17 protein-coding genes are annotated in these 23,128 nt (G+C 66.5%); 5 read left to right on the plus strand and 12 right to left on the minus strand.

The features are described from left to right. Nucleotides 1–31: 31 nt before the first annotated feature. From selB to fdnG, 6 genes are all read right to left on the minus strand, one after another. Nucleotides 32–1,957, minus strand: coding sequence for a selenocysteine-specific translation elongation factor (gene selB, locus JYG32_RS23020; protein ID WP_213267097.1), 1,926 nt, complete (start codon nucleotides 1,955–1,957; stop codon nucleotides 32–34). Beyond that, complete coding sequence (gene selA / locus JYG32_RS23025; protein ID WP_213267098.1) at nucleotides 1,954–3,393, minus strand: L-seryl-tRNA(Sec) selenium transferase; 1,440 nt, start codon at nucleotides 3,391–3,393, stop codon at nucleotides 1,954–1,956. Before selA ends, selB begins: the two co-directional genes overlap by 4 nt. Nucleotides 3,394–3,468: 75 nt before the next feature. Then, nucleotides 3,469–4,404: a formate dehydrogenase accessory protein FdhE gene (gene fdhE / locus JYG32_RS23030; RefSeq protein WP_213267099.1), complete on the minus strand. Its 936-nt coding sequence runs from the start codon at nucleotides 4,402–4,404 to the stop codon at nucleotides 3,469–3,471. Nucleotides 4,405–4,511: 107 nt separating this feature from the next. After that, the gene (locus JYG32_RS23035; protein ID WP_059599523.1) at nucleotides 4,512–5,138 is read right to left on the minus strand and encodes a formate dehydrogenase subunit gamma; all 627 of its coding nucleotides are present in this window, start codon (nucleotides 5,136–5,138) and stop codon (nucleotides 4,512–4,514) included. Next, nucleotides 5,135–6,049 (minus strand): formate dehydrogenase subunit beta, encoded by a 915-nt coding sequence (gene fdxH / locus JYG32_RS23040; RefSeq protein ID WP_034179967.1) that lies wholly within the window; start codon nucleotides 6,047–6,049, stop codon nucleotides 5,135–5,137. The genes JYG32_RS23035 and fdxH overlap by 4 nt, the downstream gene beginning before the upstream one ends. Nucleotides 6,050–6,059: 10 nt before the next feature. Beyond that, nucleotides 6,060–9,131: a formate dehydrogenase-N subunit alpha gene (gene fdnG / locus JYG32_RS23045; protein ID WP_213267100.1), complete on the minus strand. Its 3,072-nt coding sequence runs from the start codon at nucleotides 9,129–9,131 to the stop codon at nucleotides 6,060–6,062. A 141-nt stretch (nucleotides 9,132–9,272) separates the two neighbouring features. On the opposite strand from fdnG, the gene JYG32_RS23050 reads away from it, so the two are divergent. The 3 genes from JYG32_RS23050 to JYG32_RS23060 all read left to right on the plus strand — a co-directional run bounded on the left by JYG32_RS23050 (nucleotide 9,273) and on the right by JYG32_RS23060 (nucleotide 12,649). Next, a complete protein-coding gene (locus tag JYG32_RS23050; RefSeq protein WP_174378751.1) occupies nucleotides 9,273–10,193 on the plus strand; it encodes a YihY/virulence factor BrkB family protein in 921 nt (306 codons plus the stop codon). A 435-nt stretch (nucleotides 10,194–10,628) separates the two neighbouring features. Further along, on the plus strand, nucleotides 10,629–11,786 hold the full coding sequence (locus JYG32_RS23055) for a porin (protein ID WP_213267101.1): 1,158 nt from the start codon (nucleotides 10,629–10,631) through the stop codon (nucleotides 11,784–11,786). A gap of 389 nt (nucleotides 11,787–12,175) precedes the next feature. Beyond that, on the plus strand, nucleotides 12,176–12,649 hold the full coding sequence (locus JYG32_RS23060; protein WP_213267102.1) for a VOC family protein: 474 nt from the start codon (nucleotides 12,176–12,178) through the stop codon (nucleotides 12,647–12,649). Between the two features lie 166 nt (nucleotides 12,650–12,815). Here JYG32_RS23060 and JYG32_RS23065 read toward each other — a convergent pair whose 3' ends face one another. Both JYG32_RS23065 and JYG32_RS23070 read right to left on the minus strand, forming a co-directional pair. Continuing rightward, entirely contained in the window at nucleotides 12,816–13,607 is a 792-nt protein-coding gene (locus JYG32_RS23065; protein ID WP_213267103.1) for an AadA family aminoglycoside 3''-O-nucleotidyltransferase, read from the minus strand. Between the two features lie 286 nt (nucleotides 13,608–13,893). Then, nucleotides 13,894–14,343, minus strand: a complete 450-nt coding sequence (locus JYG32_RS23070; protein ID WP_069747789.1) for an HU family DNA-binding protein — start codon at nucleotides 14,341–14,343, stop codon at nucleotides 13,894–13,896. Nucleotides 14,344–14,600: 257 nt separating this feature from the next. On the opposite strand from JYG32_RS23070, the gene JYG32_RS23075 reads away from it, so the two are divergent. Next, a complete protein-coding gene (locus tag JYG32_RS23075; protein WP_213267104.1) occupies nucleotides 14,601–15,719 on the plus strand; it encodes an acyltransferase family protein in 1,119 nt (372 codons plus the stop codon). A 389-nt stretch (nucleotides 15,720–16,108) separates the two neighbouring features. On the opposite strand, the gene galU is transcribed toward JYG32_RS23075, so the two are convergent. Both galU and JYG32_RS23085 read right to left on the minus strand, forming a co-directional pair. Continuing rightward, nucleotides 16,109–16,996, minus strand: a complete 888-nt coding sequence (gene galU, locus JYG32_RS23080) for a UTP--glucose-1-phosphate uridylyltransferase GalU (RefSeq protein WP_174378755.1) — start codon at nucleotides 16,994–16,996, stop codon at nucleotides 16,109–16,111. A gap of 231 nt (nucleotides 16,997–17,227) precedes the next feature. Beyond that, nucleotides 17,228–17,371 (minus strand): hypothetical protein, encoded by a 144-nt coding sequence (locus JYG32_RS23085; protein ID WP_167347851.1) that lies wholly within the window; start codon nucleotides 17,369–17,371, stop codon nucleotides 17,228–17,230. A gap of 232 nt (nucleotides 17,372–17,603) precedes the next feature. Between JYG32_RS23085 and JYG32_RS23090 the strand changes: the two genes are divergently transcribed. After that, entirely contained in the window at nucleotides 17,604–18,770 is a 1,167-nt protein-coding gene (locus JYG32_RS23090) for an acyltransferase family protein (protein WP_213267105.1), read from the plus strand. Nucleotides 18,771–19,161: 391 nt separating this feature from the next. Here JYG32_RS23090 and JYG32_RS23095 read toward each other — a convergent pair whose 3' ends face one another. Together JYG32_RS23095 and JYG32_RS23100 are read right to left on the minus strand one after the other, a co-directional pair. Beyond that, nucleotides 19,162–21,630 (minus strand): glycosyltransferase family 4 protein, encoded by a 2,469-nt coding sequence (locus JYG32_RS23095; RefSeq protein ID WP_213267106.1) that lies wholly within the window; start codon nucleotides 21,628–21,630, stop codon nucleotides 19,162–19,164. Next, nucleotides 21,627–23,093, minus strand: a complete 1,467-nt coding sequence (locus tag JYG32_RS23100) for a flippase (RefSeq protein WP_213267107.1) — start codon at nucleotides 23,091–23,093, stop codon at nucleotides 21,627–21,629. The genes JYG32_RS23095 and JYG32_RS23100 overlap by 4 nt, the downstream gene beginning before the upstream one ends. Nucleotides 23,094–23,128 lie beyond the last annotated feature (35 nt).

Here is a 23,128-nt window from a genome sequence, read left to right on the forward strand (position 1 = left end):
CGGGGAAAACAACCAAAGGAACAACGAGCGCCTACGCCTGAATACCCGCCCAACCGCTGTCAGGCCGCAGGAAGTGAAGATCGCGGTGGAAGCGAGTATACCCAACCCGATCGAAGAACTCGAGAATCTGGATCGCGCGCTTGCGGCCGAGCCCCGTCGCGTCGCGGAACGTCGCGGCATCGAGCCCGCCGCCGCGCGCAGGCGCGAGATGCGCGACCAGCGCCGCCAGTTCGCGCGCGACATCCGCGTGATAGAACAGGTCGCGCACGACCTGGTGCACGTCGCCGCGCCGCGCGAGCTTGCGCAGCAGCATGCGCACCGCGTCCTCGGCCGCGCCCGTGTCTCGGGCCAGGTCGCGCACCCACGGCGGATCGAAGCGCCCCGCATGAATCAGCGGCAGCAGTTTCTGCGTCAGCGCTTCCTCGCGCGAATCGAGGCTCACCGAATGCGACGGCAGATGCAGCCACGGCCCGCTTCGCGCGACTTCGCCGCCGCCCACCAGTGCATCGACCAGCGCACGCCACAGCGCATCGCCGGCGAGCGGTGCAGCCATCCGCCGCAGACGCGCGGCGTCGAGCCCCTGTTCGTCAGGCATGCGCTCGTGATACGTGCCCAGCGTATCGATCGCCCGTGTCTGCAGCGCTCGCCAGTGCGCATGCGAAATCACCGCGCCGTCGTTCGACACGGCATCGCGTTGCCCGATCGCCAGCGCATCGTCCGGCAACGCAAGCGCGTTCGGCGCAAAACCCGTCAGATGCGTGAGTATCGCGCGCGGAATGCCGAGCGGCGCCTGCGCGAGCAGCGCATCGAGGCGCCCGTCGTCCAGCCACGCGGCGAGCGCATCGAGCCACGCGCGGCGCGCGGGCGTGCGGCGCTTGCGCCCCGGCCCGAACGGATCGAGCACGCGGCCGCCGCCGACAGTACGCGTCGCCTGCGGATTGCGGACGATGAACCGGTCGCCCGGTAGCGCGAACACCGGTTCGTCGAATACCAATTGCACGCGCATCCGCTGGCCGGCCGCGAGCGTGTCGCCGTCGAGCAGCGCGACATGCGCGACGCGATGCAGCGTGCCGAGATGCACGTGCAGCGGCGCCCAGTGCGTCAGCGTCAGTCCCGCATCCGCAAGCAGCGTCAGTTCGACGTCGAGACGCGGCGACGTCGCGACGAGCCGCGCATCGGCGACGGTATCGCCGCGCTCGATATCGGCCTTGTCGACGCCGGCGAGATTCAGTGCGCAACGCTCGCCCGCGCGTCCGGCCTCGACCGGCCGGTTCTGCGCATGGATGCTGCGCACGCGTGCCGCGCCGCCCGTGCGCACGATCGCGAGCGTGTCGCCCGTCGCGACACGGCCCGCGAACGCGGTGCCCGTCACGACGGTCCCCTGCCCTGCAAGCGTAAACACGCGATCGACCGCGAGCCGGAACAGGCCGTCGTCGCGGCGCTCGCGCCACGCGATCGCCGCGTCGGCCAGGTGACGCTTCAACGCGGCGACGCCCGAATCGTCCACGGCCGTCGCACGGGTTTCGAAGATCGGCACACCGGACAGCGTCGAGTCGTGCAGCCACGCAGCGATCTCGTCGCGCACCTGGGCGACGCGCGCGGCGTCGACACGATCGCACTTCGTCAACGCGACGGCGCCGTGCGTGATGCCGAGCAGTTGCAGGATCGCGAGGTGTTCGCGCGTCTGCGGCATCACGCCATCGTCGGCGGCGATCACGAGCAGCGCGAAGTCGATCCCGCACGCGCCGGCCGCCATCGTATGAACCAGCTTCTCGTGGCCCGGCACGTCGATCAGGCCGAGCACGTCGCCATTCTCGAGCGGCGTATATGCATAACCGAGCTCGATCGAGATGCCACGCGCCTTTTCTTCCTTCAAGCGGTCGGTATCGACGCCCGTCAGCGCGCGCGCAAGTGTCGTCTTGCCGTGGTCGATGTGTCCCGCGGTACCGACGATCATTCAGCGGGCCCCGCGAGCGGCGCACATTGCGCGACGAACGCCGCTTCATCGGCGGCTTCGAGGCAGCGCAGGTCGAGCCGCAGCGCGTTGTCGGCGATGCGGCCGATCACCGGGCGCGGCCATTCGCGCAGCCGTTTCTCGAGCTGCGCAAGCGCGCGGCCGCCGCGCTTGCCGTCCGGCGTGCGCACGACGAGCCCGGCGCTCGGCAACTGGTCGACCGGCAGCGCGCCGCTGCCGATCTGGCTGAACATCGGCTCGACCGTCACGTCGAAGCCGCTGCCGAGCGCGGCCTGCAACACCGGACGCACGCGTTCGGCGGCCTCGGCGATCTCGCGCTGCGGGCGCGTCAGCAGCCGCAGCGTCGTAAGCCGGTCGCGCAGGAATTCGGGCGCCTGATAGAGACGCAGCACGGGCTCGAGCGCCGCAAGCGTCAGCTTGCCGACGCGCAGCGCACGCTTGAGCGGATGTTTCTTGATCTTCGCGATCAGCGCGCGATCGCCGACGATCAGGCCGGCCTGCGGCCCGCCGAGCAGTTTGTCGCCGCTGAACGTGACAACGTTTGCGCCGGCAGCGACGGTTTCCTGCACGGTCGTCTCGTGCGGCAGCCCCCATTGCGACAGGTCGGCGAGCGTGCCGCTGCCGAGATCGACGGCGACCGGCAGCCCGTGCTCGCGCGCGAGCGGCGCGAGCTCGGCGAGCGTCGCCTCCTTCGTGAAGCCGCTGATCGCGTAGTTGCTGCAGTGCACCTTCATCAGCAGCGCGGTGCGCGGACCGATCGCGTTCGCGTAGTCGTGCAGATGGGTGCAGTTGGTCGTGCCGACCTCGTGCAGCTTCGCGCCGGCGCGACTCATGATGTCGGGAATGCGGAATGCACCGCCGATCTCGACCAGCTCGCCGCGCGACACGACGACTTCCCGCTTCGTCGCGAGCGCCGACAGCGTCAGCAGCACGGCCGCCGCATTGTTGTTGACGACGGTCGCCGCTTCCGCACCCGTCAGTTCGCACAGCAGATCGTCGATCAGGTCGTCGCGATCGCCGCGGCGGCCCGTGGCGAGATCGAATTCGAGGTTGACGGGCCGCGTGAGCGCGTCGACCACAGCGCGCACCGCGTCGTCGGGCAACAGCGCGCGCCCGAGGTTCGTATGCAGCACGGTGCCGGTCAGGTTGAACACCGCGCGTACGGCGCCTGCGCTCTGCGCAGCCAGCGTGCGCGCAACGGCTGCTGCGATGCCTGGCTCGTCGAGCGGCTCGGCCGCCGCCGGATCGTGCTGCGCGACGGTACGCCAACGTTCGAGTTCGGCACGCACGGCATTCAGCACGCACGTACGGCCGTAGTCCGCGAGGAGCGGTTGCAGCGGTGCCGACGACAGCACGCGCTCGACCGACGGCACGCGCGCCAGCACCGCGTTCAGTTCATTCACACCCGGTTCGGTCACGTAGTAGTGGCTCCAGTCTCGTGCTTCGCAGTCGGCCGAAGCCGGCGCTCGCGCGCCACCCCCGGCCCCGTGCCGTCAATCCGCATCCCGCGAGACATCCGGCCACAGCAGCGGGTTCGGCGAACTGCGCTGGTATCCGGCCTCGTTCATCAGCAGGTCGAGCGTGAGACTCGCGAGATCGTCCGCCAGCGGCTCGAACTCGTAGTCCTTCTCCTGATAGCCGATCTTGCGATAGGTCTTGCACTCGTCACACGATTCGGCCTTGACGGCTTCGCTGCCGCCCTCGATCCCGTGGTACGCGATGCCCTTCGTCGAATCGCAGTGCGAACACTTCGTGCGCACCATGTGCCACTCGGTCGTGCACAGTCCGCACTGCAGGAAACGGTAGCCCTGGAACTGGCCGCCGACCCGCACGACGCTCGCGACCGGATGCGTGCCGCACACGGGGCACAACCCCGGCTGGTCGAGATACGGAACGTCGGCCGGCGACACGCGGCTGGCGAGATCGGTCCACACGACCTGCAGCGCGGCCATCAGGAACGGCGCGGTGGCCGGGTCGACCTCGGCGAAGCGCAGCGCGAGGATCGCGTCGGCCTGCGCGTCGAGTTCGGCGGGCGCCATCAGGCGCAGCCGGTCGAGCAGCTTCGCGAGCGACGGATTGACGAGCCCGGCGCCTTCTACGCGGTCGAGCAGTTCGTACAGCACGGCACGCCAGCGCGAATCGCGCTCGCCGTCGAGCGCCGGCACGAGCGGCATCGAATGCTGCTGCGCGCGTGCGATCGCTTCCTTCGAAGGCAGCGGCAGTTCCAGCGTCTGCAGCGTCGCGTGCTGCGCATCGGCGACGGTGGCCATCAGCCGCAGATAGCCGCTGATCGGGTTCAGGTCGGCAAGCTTGCGCAGCCGCGCGGCGCGCGCCGAGAACGCGGTGGCGCGCTCCGGCAGGCGAAAGCGCGGAATGGCCGAATGATCGAGTGCCGAGATCTCGGTCGGTTCGAGAATGCGTTGTGTCACAAATATGTCTTCCAAATAAACAAGCGCCGACAGGTCGGCGCTTCAGGCGGTTCCGACGGCTGACGGGGCGACCCGCCGCGATCGGCGAAGCGCCCCGCTCCGGTGCGTTATTTCACGCTTTCACGGAACCACTTCGGGTGATGCTTGCGGGCCCAGCCCAGCGTGACGGTGCCACGCACCATCGCGCCGATCGAACCCTTCACCCACAACGCCGCGTAAATGTGCACGATGATGCTCGCGATCAGCACGAAGGCCGCCACGGCATGCACGACAGCGGCCGCGCGGATCACCCCGATCGGGAAGTAGAACGAGAAGTAGCGCCGCCAGATCACGATCCCCGACAGCAGGAGCAACAGCAGGCACGCCACCAGCGTAAAGAATAGCAGCTTCTGCCCGGCGTTATAGCGGCCGACGGGCGGCAGCTTGTCCTCCTGGTTGGTCAGCACGTCGCCGATCTGCTTCAGCCACTGCCGGTCGTCCGCGTCGAGCGCGTTGTGGTGCCAGAAGCGCACCACCAGGATCGCGAACGACACGAACATCACGAGGCCGACGAACGGATGCAGGATCCGCGTCCACTGGCCGCCGCCGAACAGCGCGGTCAGCCAGAACATCGACGGATGAAACAGCGCGAGCCCGGACAGCGCGAGCAGCACGAACGTGATCGCGGTGATCCAGTGGTTCGTGCGCTCGTTCGCCGAGTAGCGAACGATCAGGTTGGGGTCGTCGTGCTTCATTTCGCATCCTCCTTGATGCGTCGCGCCTCGTCGCGCGCGGCCGATTCCTCGTCGTCGCTCACCTCGTTCGGACCGACCCGGACGTAGTGGAAGAACCCGGCAAGCGCCGTCAGCGCGATGCCGGCGACCGCGAGCGGCTTCGCGATGCCCTTCCACAGCTTCACCATCGGGCTGATCGACGGGTTGTCGGGCAGCCCGTGGTACAGCGACGGTTTATCGGCGTGGTGCAGCACGTACATCACGTGCGTGCCGCCGACGCCCTGCGGGTCGTACAGCCCCGCATGCTCGAAGCCGCGCTCCTTCAGGTCCTCGATCCGCTCGGCCGCGTGCTGCTTCATGTCCTCCTTGGTGCCGAACACGATCGCGCCCGTCGGGCAGGTCTTCACGCAGGCCGGTTCCTGGCCGACCGCGACGCGATCGGAACAGAGCGTGCACTTGTACGCGCGATGATCCTTCTTCGAGATCCGCGGAACGTTGAACGGGCAGCCGGTCACGCAATAGCCGCAACCGATGCAGTTCTCCTCGTGGAAATCGACGATCCCGTTGTTGTACTGCACGATCGCGCCCGGCGACGGGCACGCCTTCAGGCAGCCCGGATCCTCGCAGTGCATGCAGCCGTCCTTGCGGATCAGCCATTCGAGGTCGCCGGCCGGGTTCTCGTATTCGGAGAACCGCATCACCGTCCACGAATGCTCGGTCAGGTCGGCCGGGTTGTCGTACACGCCGACGTTGGTGCCGACCTCGTCGCGCAGGTCGTTCCACTCCATGCACGCCGTCTGGCATGCCTTGCAGCCGATGCACTTCGATACGTCGATCAGCTTCGCGACGCTCCCGGTCACCGGTTCGCGCACCGTGGGCGGTGGCGTCGTGGTGGCCGAGACGCGCTTGATATCCAGCGATTGCAATGCCATCTCTTCCCCCTTACGCCTTTTCGACCTTCACCAGGAACGACTTGAATTCCGGTGTGTACGAGTTGCCGTCACCCACGGACGGAGTCAGGGTATTGGCGAGATAGCCGGGCTTCGTCAGACCCTTGAAGCCCCAGTGCAACGGGACGCCGACCGTCTGGACCTTCTTGCCGTCGACCGTCAGCGGCTTGATCCGCTTCGTGACGAGTGCGACCGCGATGATGTAGCCGCGCTTGGACGACACCTTCACGCGCTCGCCATGCGCGACGCCGACTTCCTTCGCGAGGTCTTCGCCGATCTCGACGAATTGCTCGGGCTGGATGATCGAGTTCAGCCGCGCATGCTTGGTCCAGTAGTGGAAGTGCTCGGTCAGCCGGTAAGTCGTCGCGACGTGCGGGAACTCCGACACCTTGCCGAACGACGCGCGGTCGTCCGGGAACACGCGGGCAGCCGGGTTGTTCAGCGCCTGCGGGTTGTTCGGGTGCAGCGGGTTCGCGGCGAGCGGCGTCTCGAACGGCTCGTAGTGCTCGGGGAACGGACCTTCGTTCATCCCCGCGCGGGCGAAGAAGCGCGCGACGCCTTCCGGGTTCATGATAAACGGCCCCATCCCGTTCTCGGGCGGTTCGTCCGCCTTGAAGTCCGGTATGTCGGTGCCCGTCCACGCCTTGCCGTTCCAGCCGATCAGCTTGCGGGTCGGATCGAACGGCTTGCCGCTCACGTCGCACGATGCGCGGTTGTACAGGATCCGCCGGTTCGCCGGCCAGGCCCACGCCCAGTTCAGCGTCTGGCCGATGCCGGTCGGGTCCGAGTTGTCGCGCCGCCCCATCTGGTTGCCGGCCTGCGTCCACGCGCCGCAGAAGATCCAGCAGCCGCTCGCGGTCGTGCCGTCGTCCTTCAGTTGCGCGAACGCGGCAAGCTGCTCGCCCTTCTTCACGAGCGTCTTGGCCGGATCCTTCGGGTCGGGCAGATCGGCGAGCGCACGGCCGTTGAACTCCATCGCGAGCTCTTCGGGCGTCGGGTTTTCCGGGTTCGCGTACGGCCAGGTCAGGTTCACGATCGGGTCCGGATACTTGCCGCCGTCCGTCTGGTACATCTTGCGCATGCGCAGGAACAGCCCCGACATGATCTCGAGATCGCTCTTCGCGTCGCCCGGCGGCTCCGCCCCCTTCCAGTGCCATTGCAGCACGCGGCTCGAACTCACGAGCGAGCCGTTTTCCTCCGCAAAGCACGTGGTCGGCAGACGGAACACCTCGGTCTGGATCTTCGACGCATCGACGTCGTTGTAGTCGCCGTGATGCTTCCAGAACTCGGACGTCTCGGTCGCGAGCGGATCCATGATCACGAGCCACTTCAGCTTCGCGAGCCCCGCGGCCGTCTTCACCTTCGACGGCGCCGCCGCGAGCGGGTTGAAACCCTGGCAGATGTAGCCGTTCATCTTGCCGGCACTCATCAGCTCGATCACCTGCAGCAGGTCGTACTGCTTGTCCAGCTTCGGCAGGTAGTCGTAGCCCCAGTTGTTCTCGGCGGTCGCCGCATCGCCCCACCACGACTTCATGAAGCTGACGTGGAACGCCTTGTAGTTCTTCCAGTAGCTCAACTGGTTCGGCCGCAGCGGCTGCTGCACGCGCTTGTTGATGTAGCCGTCGAAATCCTGCTCGGACTGCATCGGCAGCGTCATGTAGCCCGGCAGCAGGTTCGACATCAGCCCGAGGTCGGTCAACCCCTGGATGTTCGAGTGGCCGCGCAGCGCGTTCATCCCGCCGCCGGCGATGCCGATGTTGCCGAGCAGCAGCTGCACCATCGCGCCGGTGCGGATCATCTGCGCGCCGATCGAGTGGTGCGTCCAGCCGAGCGCGTACAGGATCGTGCCGGCACGGCCGGGAACAGCCGTCGTCGCGAGCATCTCGCACACCTTCAGGAACTTCTCCTTCGGCGTGCCGCAGGTCTGCTGGACCATGTCCGGCGTATAGCGCGCGTAGTGCTGCTTCAGCAGGTTGTACACGCAGCGCGGATGCTGCAGCGTCGGGTCGACCTTCGCGAAACCGTCGTCGCCGCGCTCGTAGTCCCAGCTCGATTTGTCCGGGTACGCGTGCTTCTGAGCGTCGTAGCCGGAATAGATGCCGTCGTTGAACGCGAAATCCTCGCGCACGATGAACGTGAAGTCCGTGTAGTTCTTCACGTACTCATGCTGGATCTTGTCGTTCGTCAGCAGATAGTTGATGACGCCGCCCAGGAAGACGATGTCGGTGCCGGTGCGGATCGGCGCGTAGTAGTCGGCCACCGAGGCCGTACGCGTAAAGCGCGGGTCGACGACGATCAGCCGCGCCTTGCGGTGCGCCTTCGCCTCCGTTACCCACTTGAAACCACACGGATGGGCCTCGGCTGCATTGCCGCCCATCACGAGAATCACGTCCGCGTTCTTGATGTCGACCCAATGGTTCGTCATCGCTCCACGGCCAAACGTCGGGGCAAGACCTGCCACCGTCGGGCCATGTCAGACACGCGCCTGATTGTCGAATGCGAGCATCCCCAGACTGCGGACAGTCTTGTGCGTCAGGTAGCCGACCTCGTTGCTGCCCGCCGACGCGGCCAGCATGCCGGTCGTGAGCCAGCGGTTGACCTTCGCGCCGTCTTCCGCCGTCTCGACGAAGTTCGCGTCGCGGTCGGCCTTCATCAGCTTCGCGATCCGGTCGAGCGCGTCATGCCACGAGATGGGCTCCCACTTGTCCGAGCCGGGCGCCCGGTATTCGGGGTGCGTGAGGCGGTTCGGGCTGTGGATGAAGTCGATCAGGCTCGCGCCCTTCGGGCACAGCGTGCCGCGATTGACGGGATGGTCGGGATCGCCTTCGATGTGGATGATGCTCGGCTGCGCGTTCTTCGCGCCGTCTCCAAGGCTGTACATGAGGATGCCGCAACCCACTGAACAGTAAGGACAGGTGTTGCGCGTTTCGACGGTGCGCGCCAGCTTGTACTGTCGGACTTCGGCCAGCGCTTCGGACGGAGAAAAGCCCAGCAGGGCAAGACTCGATCCGGCAAGCGACGTGGCCGTCACCTTCAGGAACTGGCGCCGGGACATTTGTAGCATGGCGGTCTCGGCGTTATTGTGGGGGTGGGGAAACTGAAAGGAATTATAGACAGTCCGCGCAACTATGTTCGAATCCTCGGATCAATACTGAATTGTCTGATTACCAACGATGATCCGCGTTCCGCGCGCAACCGAACCGTCATGAAACGACAGATCACTTCCGAAGCAACCCGTCTTGCCCGACGGCAGGCCAACTGGGCCCTCACCGCGTTCAAACGCTTCTCGTCCGACCGCTGCTCCGCGATGGCCGCGGGCATCGCGTTTTTCTCCGCGTTCTCGCTCGCGCCGATGCTCGTGATGGTGATCGCGGTGGCCGGCTGGTTCTATGGCGACGACGCCGCGCGCGGCCAGGTGTTCGAGCAGGCGCACCAGTTGATCGGCAACGACGCGGCGGCCAGCATCCAGACGATCGTGCAGAACGCGCACCGCGCGGGCCAACGCGGCGGCCTCGCGACGCTGATCTCGTTCGCCGCGCTCGCGATCGGCGCGTCGGCCACGTTCGCGTCGCTCAGCGCCGCGCTCAGCGTGATCTGGCCGGCCACCGAAAACCGCTGGTCGAGCATGCTCGGGCTCGTGCGCGTGCGGTTGATCTCGTTCGGGCTCGTGCTCGGCGTCGCGTTCCTGCTGATCGTGTCGCTCGTGCTCGACACCGCGATCACGTTCGTCGGCACCTGGCTGCTGGGCAATTCGCCGTATGTCGTCGTCACGAACCTCGTGCAGTTTTTCGTCGGCATCGCGGTGCTCGCGGCCGCGTTCGCCGCGTTGATGAAGTTCCTGCCCGACGCGCGCGTCGCATGGCGCGACGCCGCGATCGGCGGCATCGTGTCCGCGATCCTGTTCTCCGGCGGCAAGAAACTGTTCGCGCTGTATCTCGCGCATGCGGGCACGGCCAGTGCGTTCGGCGCGGCCGGATCGTTCGCGGTCCTGTTGATGTGGCTGTACTTCTCGGCGGCCGTGCTGCTGCTCGGCGCGGAATTCGCGGCGGCCCGCGGCAACGCGCATCGACCCGCCGGCACCGCACCGGCCGTCCCCGCTCAAACCGATCGCATGCGCGGCGACTGATTCACCCGCGTCCTCCGCAAAGCTGCCGCGCACCGTCCTCGCGCGCGCCGCGAAATTGCCCCTCACACACTCGCCCGACTCCTGGCAACCACGCTGTCCGCCGCGCATTCCCGCGGCGTTGACGTGTTCTTTGCACGCCGGCGCGTTCGTCGCTGCAACGGCAAACGTTTGCCCGCACTCATTTCGCTGCTCCAACCGGCCGAAACGGGGCATCTGCCGCAATGTGCATCACACACTGAAACAATCGCACCGCATCAATTGTCAACTATTTCAAAAACAGGAACAGTCGTTGATGTACTTGATATATATAGACTTTTTGATGCTGTTACCTTTTCGAGACACTTTATTTTTTAAGCTTTCTTGCGTCTATGGCACTGAGCTATTCTCCAATCCGCAACAAATAACGATGAATCACTTGCGTGGAGAAACTCAACGATGAAGAAACTCGCTCTCTCGACCCTCTCGCTCGCCCTGCTGGGCGCCGCTGGCGCTGCTCACGCTCAGTCGAGCGTGACGCTGTACGGCGTGATCGACACGTCGATCGCTTGGGTGCACGGCAATGACGGTCAAGCCAACAACTCGTGGCAAATGCTGTCGGGCAACCTGCAAGGCAGCCGCTTCGGCCTGAAAGGCGCAGAAGACCTCGGCGGTGGCCTGAAGGCGATCTTCCAGTTGGAAAACGGCTTTGATCCGGGTACCGGCCACCTGAACCAGGGCGGTCGCATGTTCGGCCGTCAGGCATTCGTCGGCCTGGAAAGCAGCCAGTACGGCACGCTGACGCTCGGCCGCCAGTACGACCCGATCGTCGATCTGGTCCAGGCAGTCACGGCAGACAACTACTTCGGCAGCACGTTCGCAACGCCGGGTGACGTCGACAACAACGACAACAGCCTGCGCGTCAGCAACGCGATCAAGTACACGTCGCCGGTGATCGCCGGCTTCCAGGCTGAAGGCATGTACGCCCTCGGCGGCGTGGCAGGCAAGACGGGCGCAGGCCAGACGTGGTCGGTCGCAGCCGCATACAACAACGGCCCGGTCGGCGTTGCTGCAGGCTACTTCTACGCGAACAACCCGTCGCCGACGACCGCCGGCCTGCGTTCGGGCTGGGGTTCGACGACGTCGGACAACATCATCGACGGCCCGATCAACTCGGGTTACGTGACGGCGAAGTCGATCGCGATCGCACAGGTTGCAGGTCAGTACGCGATCGGCCCGGTGACGGTCGGCCTCGGCTACAGCAACGCGCAATACAAGCCGGACGCATCGTCGGGCTTCGGTTCGACCGAGAAGTACAACACGGGCCGCGGCTTCGTGACGTACCAGGTCACGGCACCGCTGCTGCTGGGCCTCGGCTACTCGTACACGAAGTCGAGCGGCGACACGACCGCGAAGTACCACCAGGTTTCGCTGGGCGCGGACTACTCGCTGTCGAAGCGCACGGACGTCTACCTGGTTGGCGCGTACCAGCACGCAAGCGGCACGCAGCTCGTCGACGGCGTGCAGCAGAGCGCGCAAGCTTCGATCGGCTCGTACGGCTTCGCCGGCAAGAGCTCGGCCGAAATGGTCGCACTCGGCCTGCGCCACAAGTTCTAAAAACGATGTATCCGGCGTGCATGGCGTCTCCGACGCCTTGCCGCCGAACTGGAAAGCCAGCCCCGGTTTCGGCCGTGGCTGGCTTTTTTTTCGTTCGTCTCCCGCATGCCCGCAGCGCCTGCACGGGCCGGCGAGCGAAGTCGGTGCCCCGGATTGCACGTCGACGCGCCGGCAGCGGCGCCTGAAGGCTGCAAAGCGCGGCAAACGCCGCTCCCGGACGTCCGGGCAGTTCGCCGTCTGTCCGCCAGGCGACTACCATCCGCATTGCCGGCGCCGCTCACCCGGCGCGACGTCCATTCCCCTCGCGTGTCGATTTCGGTGGCCGTCGTCCGTCGTATCGATGGCGGTACGCGGTTTGCGCCCCGGCCAATACAGACAGGAGATTCGCCATGACGATTCAGAAGATCACGCCTTTTCTCTGGTACTCGACGGAAGCCGAAGAAGCAGCGGCCTTCTATGCAGGCATCTTTCCGGATTCGCGCGTCGTGCGCGTCACGTCGGTGTCCGGCACCGACGGCACACGGATGGTCGAGTTCGAGCTGTTCGGGCAGCCGTTCATCGCGATGAGCCATCCGCGCACGGAGACGTTCAACCATGCGATCTCGCTGCTGGTCAGTTGCGCCGACCAGGCGGAACTCGACCGCTACTGGAGCGCCCTGCTCGACAACGGCGGCACCGCCGACGGTTGCGGCTGGCTGAAAGACCGCTACGGCGTGTCGTGGCAGATCGTTCCGGAAGCGCTCATCCCGATGATGGCCGATCGCGACACGGTCAAGGCGGCACGCGTGGCCGCGGCGATGATGCAGATGACCAAGTTCGACGACGCCGCGCTGAAGGCTGCCTACGCGGGCACGGCGGGTTGACGAAGCGCGTCGCGCTGCGCATGAATGACGGCGCGCCGGTCAAGCACGTCGCGAGTCGCCTGCGGGCGCCCGGATCGGCTGCTTGCGCGTGCGGCGGCAGCGAAAGCGCTCATGATCCGCGGTGGGTCGGCCAGCAAGCCGATCGCGCGCACCGCGGCACCCGCCGCTACGCCGACAGCATCGATTCGACGGTCCGCCGCGCGTAGCCGATGAACGCGGCGACGGGTTCGCCCGACAGGATCGCCGCGCGCGCTTCGCCATCGAGATAGGCGGCGCGCGCAGCCGCTACGACCTGCCGGTACGCGTCCGGCAGGCGCTCCAGCACCCACGCCGCGGCGACATCCTTGGGCGCGATCCTGCCGGTCTGAGCCGTGTACCAGATGCGCGCGAGCGCGAGCACCACGTTGCACTCGTCGCCGCGCCAGTCCGGTTCGGCATTCCACTGCGCAACGGTAGCGAGAAGCGCGGCGACCAGGTCGCGCGCAGGCACCGGCTCGAACAGCTCGATCGCAGACGGCCCGACCAGTGCAACGCTGTGCTGCCGCGCCTTCGTCAACAGGATCGCCAGATCGTGATCGACGAGTGCAGGTTCGACGATGCCGGCTTCGAGATCGCGGCGCAGCCACTCGCCGAACTGCAGTTCGCGTCGCGCCGGATGACGCCACGGCACCACGTCGCCGTGCGCGACGACGGTGACCTCCAGCGCGCGCACGCCCCCTGCGCAACCAGGCGGTGCCGACGCAGCGAGCAGGTCGAGCATCAGCGCGCGCCGCGCCGTTTCGTCGGGCCGCGCCGCCACCGTCACCAGCAGGTCGATGTCGCTGCGCGGTTTCAAGCCGCCGTCGAGCGCCGAGCCGAACAGATGGATCGCATTCAGCGTCGCGCCGAGATGCCGCTCGATCGCGGCGCGTGCGGCGGCGACCTGTCCGGCGGTTTCGGGCGGGACGCATTCAGTCACGATGCGCAGGCCTCACGATGCGCACGCAACAGGCGCAACGAGTGCGGCAGGCTGCGGCGGAACAACGGCCCGCGCGAATGAAGATTCGCCGTTCGGCATCGACATCGCGCATGCGCGGCACGTCGTTCGCCGTGCGTCACGCATCGAATCGCACATCGGCGCCGCTTCGCATTTTCGCTGCCGTACGATTTGCGCTGTGCAATAAAAATCCCCGCACGCTTTCGCGTACGGGGATCGCAGGACATCGCAACGGCTGCCGACATGCATCGGCAGCCGTTGCGCGGCATTACGCCGCCGCGTCCTTCAGCTTCTTCAGCGCACGTGCCTTCACGCGCACGCTGGCCGGCTTCGCCGGGAACCAACGCTCTTCGCCCGTGAACGGATCCTTGCCGAAGCGCTTCTTCTTCGCCGGCACGACTTGTGCCGTGATCTTCAGCAGACCCGGCAGCGTGAACTCGCCTGCGCCCTTCTTGTGGACCGAGCCCAGCACGACGTTCTCGAGTGCGGCGAGCACTGCCTTGACCGCCTTCACTTCCACGGCTGCGCGCTCGGCGATGTGCGTTGCGAGCGATGCCTTCGTGAACTTGTCCTTCAGCGGCGTCGGAGCAGCGGGCGCCTTCGCGACGGCGGCCTTCTTGGCCACTACTTTCTTCGCGGGCGCTACTTTCTTAGCAGCCACTTTCTTGGCCGGTGCGGCGGCAGCCTTCTTGGCCACCTTTTTTGCGGAAGTCGCCATGTTTCTCCTACCAGGTGTGGTCGTTGGATACACGAAGCGTGCAATGCGCGCGCTTCAACGCCGGATTCTACAAGCGCCTTGACGCTTCGTGCAGTACTTTTATGCGTTTTCGCGGGGTTTCCCGCAGGTTTTGTTGCGCGCGACCGACTTCATCGACGCTTGAGCGTCAAAAAACGCCTTCACGTATGTGCCCGAACGTGAATTACGTTCGATATTTGCGCACCTATACTGGCCTCGCTCAATGCCCGGATGCCTCCATGCGCGAAGCCCGATACGTCAAAGGACTCGACGGCCTGCGAGCCATCGCCGTCATCCTCGTTTTCCTGTCCCACAAAGGCCACGTGCTTGCCGTTGACGTCGGCAAGCTTGGCGTGTGGACGTTTTTCTTCATCAGCGGATTCCTGATCGTCGGCGAACTGCATCGCAACCGCCAGGCGGTCGAGCGCGGCACCATGACGCGCCGCCACGCGCTCGCACTGTTCCTCGCGAAGCGCGCGCTGCGGATCTTCCCCGTGTACTACCTGCTGCTCGCCGCGCTCGCGATCGCGCACGCGCTCTTCTACCAGCGCGGCGTCAATCTCGGGCTCGCGTGGCACGCGGCGTTCCTGTCGAATTACTGGATCGGCGTCGTCAAGGACGGCTGGCCGGGCTCCACGTCGCACTTCTGGAGCCTCGCGGTTGAACAGCAGTTCTATCTGATCGCGCCGCTCGCGCTGCTCGCGGTGCCCGCCGCGCGACACGTCGCGCTCGGCGTCGCGGCCGTCGCACTGTGTGCGCTCGCGCATCTCGCGCTCTACCTGTCCGACGCGTCGCCGGTGCTGATCTACGCATTTTCCCCGTGGAATTTCGCGCTGATCGCGCTCGGCGGTGTCGGCGCGATCGCGCTCGCCGATCACGGTCCGACCGTCGTGCGCCGCATTCCGCCCGGCTGGCTCGGCGCGGCAGGCGTCGTGTTTTTCCTCGCGCTGCCCGCGTGCACGGCACTGCCCGACGCGGTCGCGGGGCTCGCGGATCTCGGCCTGTCGGCGTCGCTCGGCGCGCTGATGCTGTGGATCGTCAGCGAACCCGAGCATCCCGTCGTGGCACTGCTCGACTGGGCGCCGCTCGTCTATCTCGGCACGATCAGCTACGGCTTCTACCTGTTCCACAACCTGATTCCGGCGCGCTTCGGCGTGATGCCCGCGCGCTTCGCGCACGTGCCGATACCGGAAATCGTCCGCGAAGCGCTGCCCGAGATGCTGCAATTTGCGCTCGCGGTGCTGCTCGCGCACCTGTCCTGGCGCTATCTCGAAAAAAGGCTGCTCGACTTCAAGAAGCCGATCGCCGCGATGCTGGCCCGGCACTTCGTTGCGCGGCCGAGCACGTCGGCGCGTTGAGCGTCACGCGGAAGCGGACAACACCGAACGGAAATACGCAGGAAATACGCGATACAGGCAGCGCCGAGAAGCTGACGCGCCGCGGCGGCGCCTCATTGCCCCGCCCCGGCGGAACCGACGCTCGCGCGAACGTCGACCTGCATCGCGCAACGGCAATGCCGGTCCGGTCACCCGGGCAAGCGCTTCGGCACCGGTTTCAAGCGTGCCGCCGAACCGCGCCGGAGCGCCGCGCTCCACCCACGGCACCGCACTCCATGCGAACCCGGCAACACGACGAGCCGGCCGCGCGCACCACGGTCGCGCACCGGCAAAAGCAAAAAAGCCCCGGCGCCTGAGCGGCCGGGGCCAACGGAACAACCACCACCTGAAACAATGGAGCGCGCGGCGGCTTACGCGACAGCAGCCAGCGCGGGCAAACAGGTACGCAGGTACGCCTCGAATTCGCGGGCCACTTCCGGATGCTGGAGCGCGAGTTCGACGGTTGCCTTGAGATAGCCGATCTTGCTGCCGCAGTCGAAACGCGTGCCGAAGTAGCGGTACGCGAGCACCTGCTCGTTCGCGAGCAGCGTCTGGACCGCGTCGGTCAGTTGCAGTTCGCCGCCTGCGCCCGGCTTGAGCTTGCGCAGGTGATCGAAGATCGTCGGCATGAACACGTAGCGGCCAACCACGCCGAGGTTCGACGGCGCATCCTCGGGCGCGGGCTTCTCGATGATGCCCGACAGCTTGATGATGTCCTCTTCCCATTCGCGGCCTTCGACGACGCCGTACGAGCGGCTGTCCTCGCGCGGGATCGTCTCGACCCCGATCACCGAGCTGTGATAGTGGTCGAACACGTCGACGAGCTGCTTGAGCACCGGCTGCTCGCCGTGCAGCAGGTCGTCGGCGAGAATCACCGCGAACGGCTCGCCGTGCACGAGCTTTTCCGCGCACAACACCGCATGGCCGAGACCGAGCGCTTCCGGCTGGCGCACGTAGAAGCAATTGACGTGGCTCGGCTTGATGCCGCGCACGAGTTCGAGCAGCTTTTCCTTGCCGCGCGCCTCGAGTTCCGCCTCGATCTCGTACGACTTGTCGAAGTGATCCTCGATCGCGCGCTTGCTGCGCCCGGTGACGAAGATCATCTCGGTGATACCGGCGTTGATCGCTTCCTCGACCGCGTACTGAATCAGCGGCTTGTCGACGACGGGCAACATTTCCTTCGGGCTCGCCTTCGTTGCCGGGAGGAACCGCGTGCCGAGACCGGCAACGGGGAACACGGCCTTGGTGACTTTCAACATGTTCACATCCTGATTGCGTTGACTGCGCCGCGTCGACCTGCGACCCGGCGCGATTGTGTTCCGAACGGCATATCGAGAATCGACGGCACTGCCAATTCCACTCCGCTCATTTCCGATATGGACTGATTGCCCAATGATTCCGAAAAAAAATATAATCCTTTCAACCCGGTCGATATTGCCGAACCGAGTGCCGAAGCAGAAACAAATTACCGATTTTCCGGATACAAATTCTTACGAATCGAATTCCTCGATATAGGGCACGCCGCCCCGTTCGAGGCCCGGGCGAATCGGCTCGTTCTTCAGCGCCTCGCGGTACGCCGACAGCACGGCCATGACCAGCAGTACTGCCGCGCTCGCGATCCAATGCATGTCCATCTTGCCGCTCCTTGCATCAATCAACTGGAGCTTCAAACTATCAGAAAAAAATCGGTAAATAATTGACCCGCCTGCGGAACCGCTTTCAGCACCCGATAAAACCATCATGCGGAATTCCGTTATTTCCCGGCGAGATTTTTTTATTCATTGATCGAATTCTTGCGCATTACGATGGGACCAGACTTCCCATTCGTCCGTCTTCTACTCCATCCGTCGCAAGGAATCGAATCGCATGCAAGCTTTCAGCGGATCGTCTCTGACCGCGCCGCCCGTCGCCGATCACAAGGAGCACGTGATCGACGCGATGCGCGGCTTCGCGGCGCTGCTCGTCGCCTATTTCCACTGTCGCCAGGTCGTCTGGGTCGGCATGCAGACCTTCCATCAGGCTTACGGCCGCGCGCTCGACCCGAGCGTGATCGTCGGCTACCTGACCTTCCCGTTCGCGTGGGGCTCCGCCGGCGTGCCGATCTTCTTCGTGATCAGCGGCTACTGCATCCACCGCAACGCGGCGCTCAAGCTCGCCGCCGATCCCGCCTACCGGCTCGACGCGCCCAACTTCTGGGCACGCCGGTTCGCGCGCATCTACCCGGTGCTGCTCGCCGCGCTGCTGTTCACGCTCGCGCTCGACGCGGTCAGCCTGCAGATCGCGCCGGTCAGCCACAAGATCCGCGATATCGGCATCACGGCGTTCCTCGTGAACCTGTTCTCGCTGCAGGGCGTCGCGGGCTACACGTACGGGTCGAACGGCGCGCTGTGGACGCTGTCGCTCGAAGTACAGTTCTACGCGATCTACCCGCTGCTGTTCGCGCTGCGCCGGCGCATCGGCATGCCGGCCGTCGTGGCCGCGGTCGCGCTCGTCAACGTCGCGTCGGCGTGGCTGCTCGAACGGCACGACCTGCAGTTCTTCACGTCGTACTGGCTGTCCTGGACGATCGGCGCGTGGATCGCCGACGTGCGCGCGCAGCAGGCGCGCGGCGCGGCCGCCGTGCCGTCGCGCGCGTGGTACGGCGCGGCCGCCGTGCTGCTGGCCGCCGGCTGCGGCGCGTTCCGTTTCGGCCAGTACGGCGCGTTCCAGCTTTGGTCGGCCGGCTTCGCATGCTTCCTGTACCGCGCGCTCGCGCGCCCGACGGCGCCGCTGCGCGTGCTCGGCTGGTTCGGCGACTTCAGCTACTCGCTGTACCTGATCCACCTGCCGCTGTTCGTCTGCCTCGGCTCGGTGCTGTTCCACTCCGAACTGCAACTGTCGATCTGGCCGTCGATCGCGTTCATGGCCGCCGCGATCCCGGTCGCGTACCTGTTCTACCGGATGTTCGAACGGCCCGCGATGACGTGGTCGGCCAGCTTCAAGCCGACACGCCCCGCGCGCGTCGTAACGCAAGCGCCCGAGCGGGCCGTCTGACCCGGCCGGTCCGGTTCCGGAGCCCCCGTGCGGCGTCTCGCTGCACGGGGGCCTTTTCATGGCCGGCACGCGGTAGCGTGGCGGGTTGGGCGAGTACGCGGCCAACCCAGTATGCCGGCGTGCATGACGGCCGCCTGTCCGGCTGCAACACCGCCGGCTCCGGGCACCCTGCCTGATTCACATCGCGACTGTCTCAGCGCCGCCTTGCTGCCTCACCGCCCTGTCTCCGGTACGACCTCGATCAACCCGACAATCGGCTAATTTCACGCCGGACACGGCACGCCACAACCCGCCCGCCGGTCGCCCGACCAGGCGCGCCCGCTGAAAAGCGAAGCCCCCACGCAGCGCAACGCCGCGTGAGGGCCCATTTCCCGCCGGCTGACCCCGTCGGCTACGACTGCTTCTTCGCCTTCGCGGCCTTCGCCGTATCCGCGAGGATCTTCTCGACCCGCTCCACGTAGGTCTCGGTGCCGAACCGGCGCACCGCCGTCGCACGCCCGCTCGCGACGAGCCGCTCGCGCAGCGCGCGGTCGCGCTTCAGCGCGTCGAGCGCATTGGCCAGCGCGGTCGCATCGCCCGGCTCGCAGAGCAGCCCGTTGTCGCCATCCTCGATGATCTCGACGACACCGCCCGCGCGGGCCGCGACGACCGGCCGGCGCGCGAGCATCCCTTCGACGATCACGCGCCCGAACGGCTCCGGCGTGATCGACGTGTGCGCGACGACGTCGACCGCCGTCATGCAAGCAGCCACATCACGCTGGAACCCGAGGAAATGCACGCGCTCGTCCATCCCGTGCCGCGCGACGTATTCGTGCAGTTGCGCCGCGTATTCGTCCTCGCCGAACAGCGGCGCGCCGACCAGTACCACATGCATGTCGGGATGCCGCGCGGCGGCCTCCAGCAGCACGTGCTGCCCCTTCCAGCGCGCGAGACGGCTGAACGAGCCGACGAGCCACGCATCCTGCGGCAACCCGAGGCGCGCGCGCAGCGCGGCCTGGCTGACGCCTTCCAGCGCATCGAACGGCTCGGCCGAAATGCCGTTGAACACGACGTCGACATGCTGCGGCGTGAAGCCCGTCAGCGTGCGGAACGCCTGCGCGGACGCGTCGGAATTCGCGATCACGCGCGTGACGCCGAGCCGTGCGCAGTACTTGATCGCCAGCAACTGCTTGCTGCCGAAATGGTCGGTGCTGACAATGTCGCGCAGGTGCCAGACCACCGGCTTGCGCGCGAGCCGCCCGGCGAGCGCAGCGACCACCATCGCGCGCTGCGTGTTCGCATAGATCACCTCGGCGCGGCGCGCGCGCCGCGCGACGTCGCGCACGAGCCGCACAAGCTGTTTCAATGCGCCGACCGACACGCCGCCCTGCTTGCGCACGCCCGCGAGCGCGCCCTGGTCGACCACGTCGACACGCGCGCCGATCTCGTCGAGCGCCGCGCGGAACGGGCCGTCGTCGAACAGCAGCACGTCGGCGTTCGCGCGCATGTGTTTCATGATCTCGAGCAGCGACAGCTCGGCGCCGCCGAGCACGCCGCTCTGGTCGAGCACGAGCGTTGCCGGGCCGCGCGCGGCCGGCATCGGCGCGACAGCCGTGCCGCGCTGCGAGGTCGAGCCGGGCAGAGCAGCCTCCACATAGTCGAGAAAGCGCCGCCGGAACGTATCGGCGGAAAACCGCTCTGCGTTTGCGCGGCATGCGTTCGGCGTGAAGCGCTGCGGCGCGCGCTCGAAATCGTCGACGGCCGCGACGATCGCGTGCGGCGTCTGCTCGTCGAAGAACAGCCCGGTCGGGTTCGCGTCCGATTGCGGGTCGAGCACGGTTTCGAGCGCACCGCCCTTGCCGTACGCGATCACCGGCGTGCCGCATGCCTGCGCCTCGACGACCGAGATCCCGAAATCCTCCTCGGCCGCGAACACGAACGCCTTCGCGCGCCGCATCCGGTCGTGCAGCACCGCGAACGGCTGGTAGCCCATGATCTCGACGTTCGGGCCGGCCTTCGCGCGGATCTTCTGCATCTCGGGGCCGTCGCCGATCACGACGAGCTTGCGCTCGGGCGTCTTCGAGAATGCCTCGACGATCAGGTCGATCTTCTTGTACGGCACCATCCGCGACGCGGTCAGGTAGAAATCGTCCTTGACCGCGTTCAGCGAGAAACCGTCGACGTCGACCGGCGGGAAGATCACCGCCGCATCGCGGTGGTAGACCTTCTTGATGCGCCGCGCGATGAACGCGGAGTTCGCGACGAAGCCGTCCACCGCGTTCGCGGTGCGCGTGTCCCAGTTGCGGATGTAGTGCAGGATCATCCGCGCGAGCAGCGATTTCGGCCCGTGCGTGAGGTTCGACTGTTCCAGGTACTGGTGCTGCAGGTCCCATGCATAGCGGATCGGCGAATGCACGTAGCTGATGTGCACCTGGTCCGGCCCGGTCAGCACGCCCTTCGCGACCGCGTGGCTGCTCGAGATCACGAGGTCGTACTCGGACACGTCGAGCTGCTCGATCGCGAGCGGCATCAGCGGCAGGTAGCTGCGGTACTTGGTACGCGCGAACGGCAGCTTCTGGATGAACGACGTCGTCACCGGCTTGCCGCGCACGAACGCGCGGTCGTCGAGGAAATCGACGAGGCTGAACAGGTCCGCGTCGGGAAAGCACGCGACGATCTGTTCGAGCACGCGTTCGGCGCCGGCATAGGTAACGAGCCAGTCGTGGACGATCGCCACGCGCAGCGCGCGCGCCGGCTGGCGCGCGCTGGCCCGCTCGGCCGGCACGGATCGGCGCAGCGCGGCGACGTCGCCCGCTTCGGCCACGGCCGCATCGGCGGTGGCGAGGTTCAGGATGGCGTGTTCCGCCAGATCGCGATTCATATCGTTTTCCTCGCATTGAGACGGACAAACAGGTCGCGCACGAGCGCGCGCAACCCCGGCGTCATCGTGAGCGACCACGCGACGTTCAGCACCAGCACGATCGCGCACATGCCGATCGATTCGCCGAGCCCCGGCCACGCCTGCGCGAGAAACAGGCTCGCGAGCAGGAAGGTCAGGTGCGCCAGCATGTCGAGCACGATCGCGCGCATCCGGATCGCCGACAGGTACAGCAGCACGCCGTAGTCGACGAGCGCGCGCGCCGCGACGACCACCGCCGCGCCGATCAGCCCGAAGTGATGAATGCCGAACCACAGGCCGCCGACGAAGAACGGCATCTCGACGAGCCCGGCGAACGCCGCGCGGGCCGGGTTGACCTGCGACTGGATCAGGATGCGCGTGACGCTCGCCTGGCCGACGAGCCACACGCTGATCACCAGCACGCGGCCGACCGGCGCCGAGTGCGCGGCGAGATCGGCGCCGACCCACAGCGTGAGGAACGGCGCGAGCGCGAAGATCGCGACGATGCCGACCGGCGTGAACACGCCGTTCAGGAATTCGAGCGACTGGCGCGCGAGCGTGTCCGCGTGATCGCGGCCGACCGCCGACAGGCGCGGGAACAGCGTGCGCACGAGCGCGTTCGGCAGCATGTTCAGGCGCGTGACGAGGTTCTGCGGCACCGTGTAGTAGGTGACGAACTTCGCGCCCATGCCGGCGCCGAGCATCACGCGGTCGAGCGTGTCGGCGATCATGCTCGTCGTGCTCGCGATCAGCATCCAGCCGCCGAAGTTGAACAGCCCTTTCGCGGTGCCCCACTGCGGCGGATCGATGCGCCGGATCCCGAGCACCTTGATGCTGGCGTGGCCGAGCATCACCGCCGCGATCAGGCGCGCGACGACTGCGGCGGCGAGCACCGTCTGCAGGTTCGGCGCGATCCACCACGCGGCGCCGAGCGGCAGCAACTGGAACAGGAACGTGCCGATCGTCTGGTTCGTGTTGAACACGCCGAAGCGTTCGGCGCCGTTGATCGCGCCGGCGAACACCCACGACACGTTCGCCAGCGGAATCGCGAGCGCGAGCCACGGCAGCGCGAGATACACCTCGTGCTGCATCGCGGCCGACGCCTTCGTGAAATACGCGGTGTAGATGAACGCGCCGAAATAGATCAGCAGCCCGCCCACGATGCCGGTGCCGAGATTCAGCCAGAACGCGCTCCAGAACACGCGCGCGCTTTCGTCGTCGTTGCCGCTCGCGAGCGCCTTCGAGATGTGGTTCTGCGCGGCCATGCTCATCCCGAGATCGAGGATCCCGAAATAGCCGATCAGCGTCCACACGAGGCTGACGACGCCATAGCGCTCGACGCCGAGCGCGTGGATATACGCGGGCACCGTCACCAGCGACACGAAGGTCGGCAGGATCAGCCCGATGAAGTTGATCGAAACGTTCTTGAGTATGCCTTTGTCCATGCTTGTACCTTGTGTGACGGCAACGACGTCGATAA

The sequence above is a fragment of the Burkholderia pyrrocinia genome (assembly GCF_018417535.1).
GTDB lineage: Bacteria > Pseudomonadota > Gammaproteobacteria > Burkholderiales > Burkholderiaceae > Burkholderia > Burkholderia pyrrocinia_E.

What these genes read in the sequence shown, in the direction of transcription:
- selB (WP_213267097.1), bottom strand. Translation starts at nt 1,957, where the DNA reads ATGATCGTCGGTACCGCGGGACACATCGACCACGGCAAGACGACACTT.
- JYG32_RS23035 (WP_059599523.1), bottom strand. Translation starts at nt 5,138, where the DNA reads ATGAAGCACGACGACCCCAACCTGATCGTTCGCTACTCGGCGAACGAG.
- fdxH (WP_034179967.1), bottom strand. Translation starts at nt 6,049, where the DNA reads ATGGCATTGCAATCGCTGGATATCAAGCGCGTCTCGGCCACCACGACG.
- JYG32_RS23050 (WP_174378751.1), top strand. Translation starts at nt 9,273, where the DNA reads ATGAAACGACAGATCACTTCCGAAGCAACCCGTCTTGCCCGACGGCAG.
- JYG32_RS23055 (WP_213267101.1), top strand. Translation starts at nt 10,629, where the DNA reads ATGAAGAAACTCGCTCTCTCGACCCTCTCGCTCGCCCTGCTGGGCGCC.
- JYG32_RS23060 (WP_213267102.1), top strand. Translation starts at nt 12,176, where the DNA reads ATGACGATTCAGAAGATCACGCCTTTTCTCTGGTACTCGACGGAAGCC.
- JYG32_RS23070 (WP_069747789.1), bottom strand. Translation starts at nt 14,343, where the DNA reads ATGGCGACTTCCGCAAAAAAGGTGGCCAAGAAGGCTGCCGCCGCACCG.
- JYG32_RS23075 (WP_213267104.1), top strand. Translation starts at nt 14,601, where the DNA reads ATGCGCGAAGCCCGATACGTCAAAGGACTCGACGGCCTGCGAGCCATC.
- galU (WP_174378755.1), bottom strand. Translation starts at nt 16,996, where the DNA reads ATGTTGAAAGTCACCAAGGCCGTGTTCCCCGTTGCCGGTCTCGGCACG.
- JYG32_RS23085 (WP_167347851.1), bottom strand. Translation starts at nt 17,371, where the DNA reads ATGGACATGCATTGGATCGCGAGCGCGGCAGTACTGCTGGTCATGGCC.
- JYG32_RS23090 (WP_213267105.1), top strand. Translation starts at nt 17,604, where the DNA reads ATGCAAGCTTTCAGCGGATCGTCTCTGACCGCGCCGCCCGTCGCCGAT.
- JYG32_RS23095 (WP_213267106.1), bottom strand. Translation starts at nt 21,630, where the DNA reads ATGAATCGCGATCTGGCGGAACACGCCATCCTGAACCTCGCCACCGCC.
- JYG32_RS23100 (WP_213267107.1), bottom strand. Translation starts at nt 23,093, where the DNA reads ATGGACAAAGGCATACTCAAGAACGTTTCGATCAACTTCATCGGGCTG.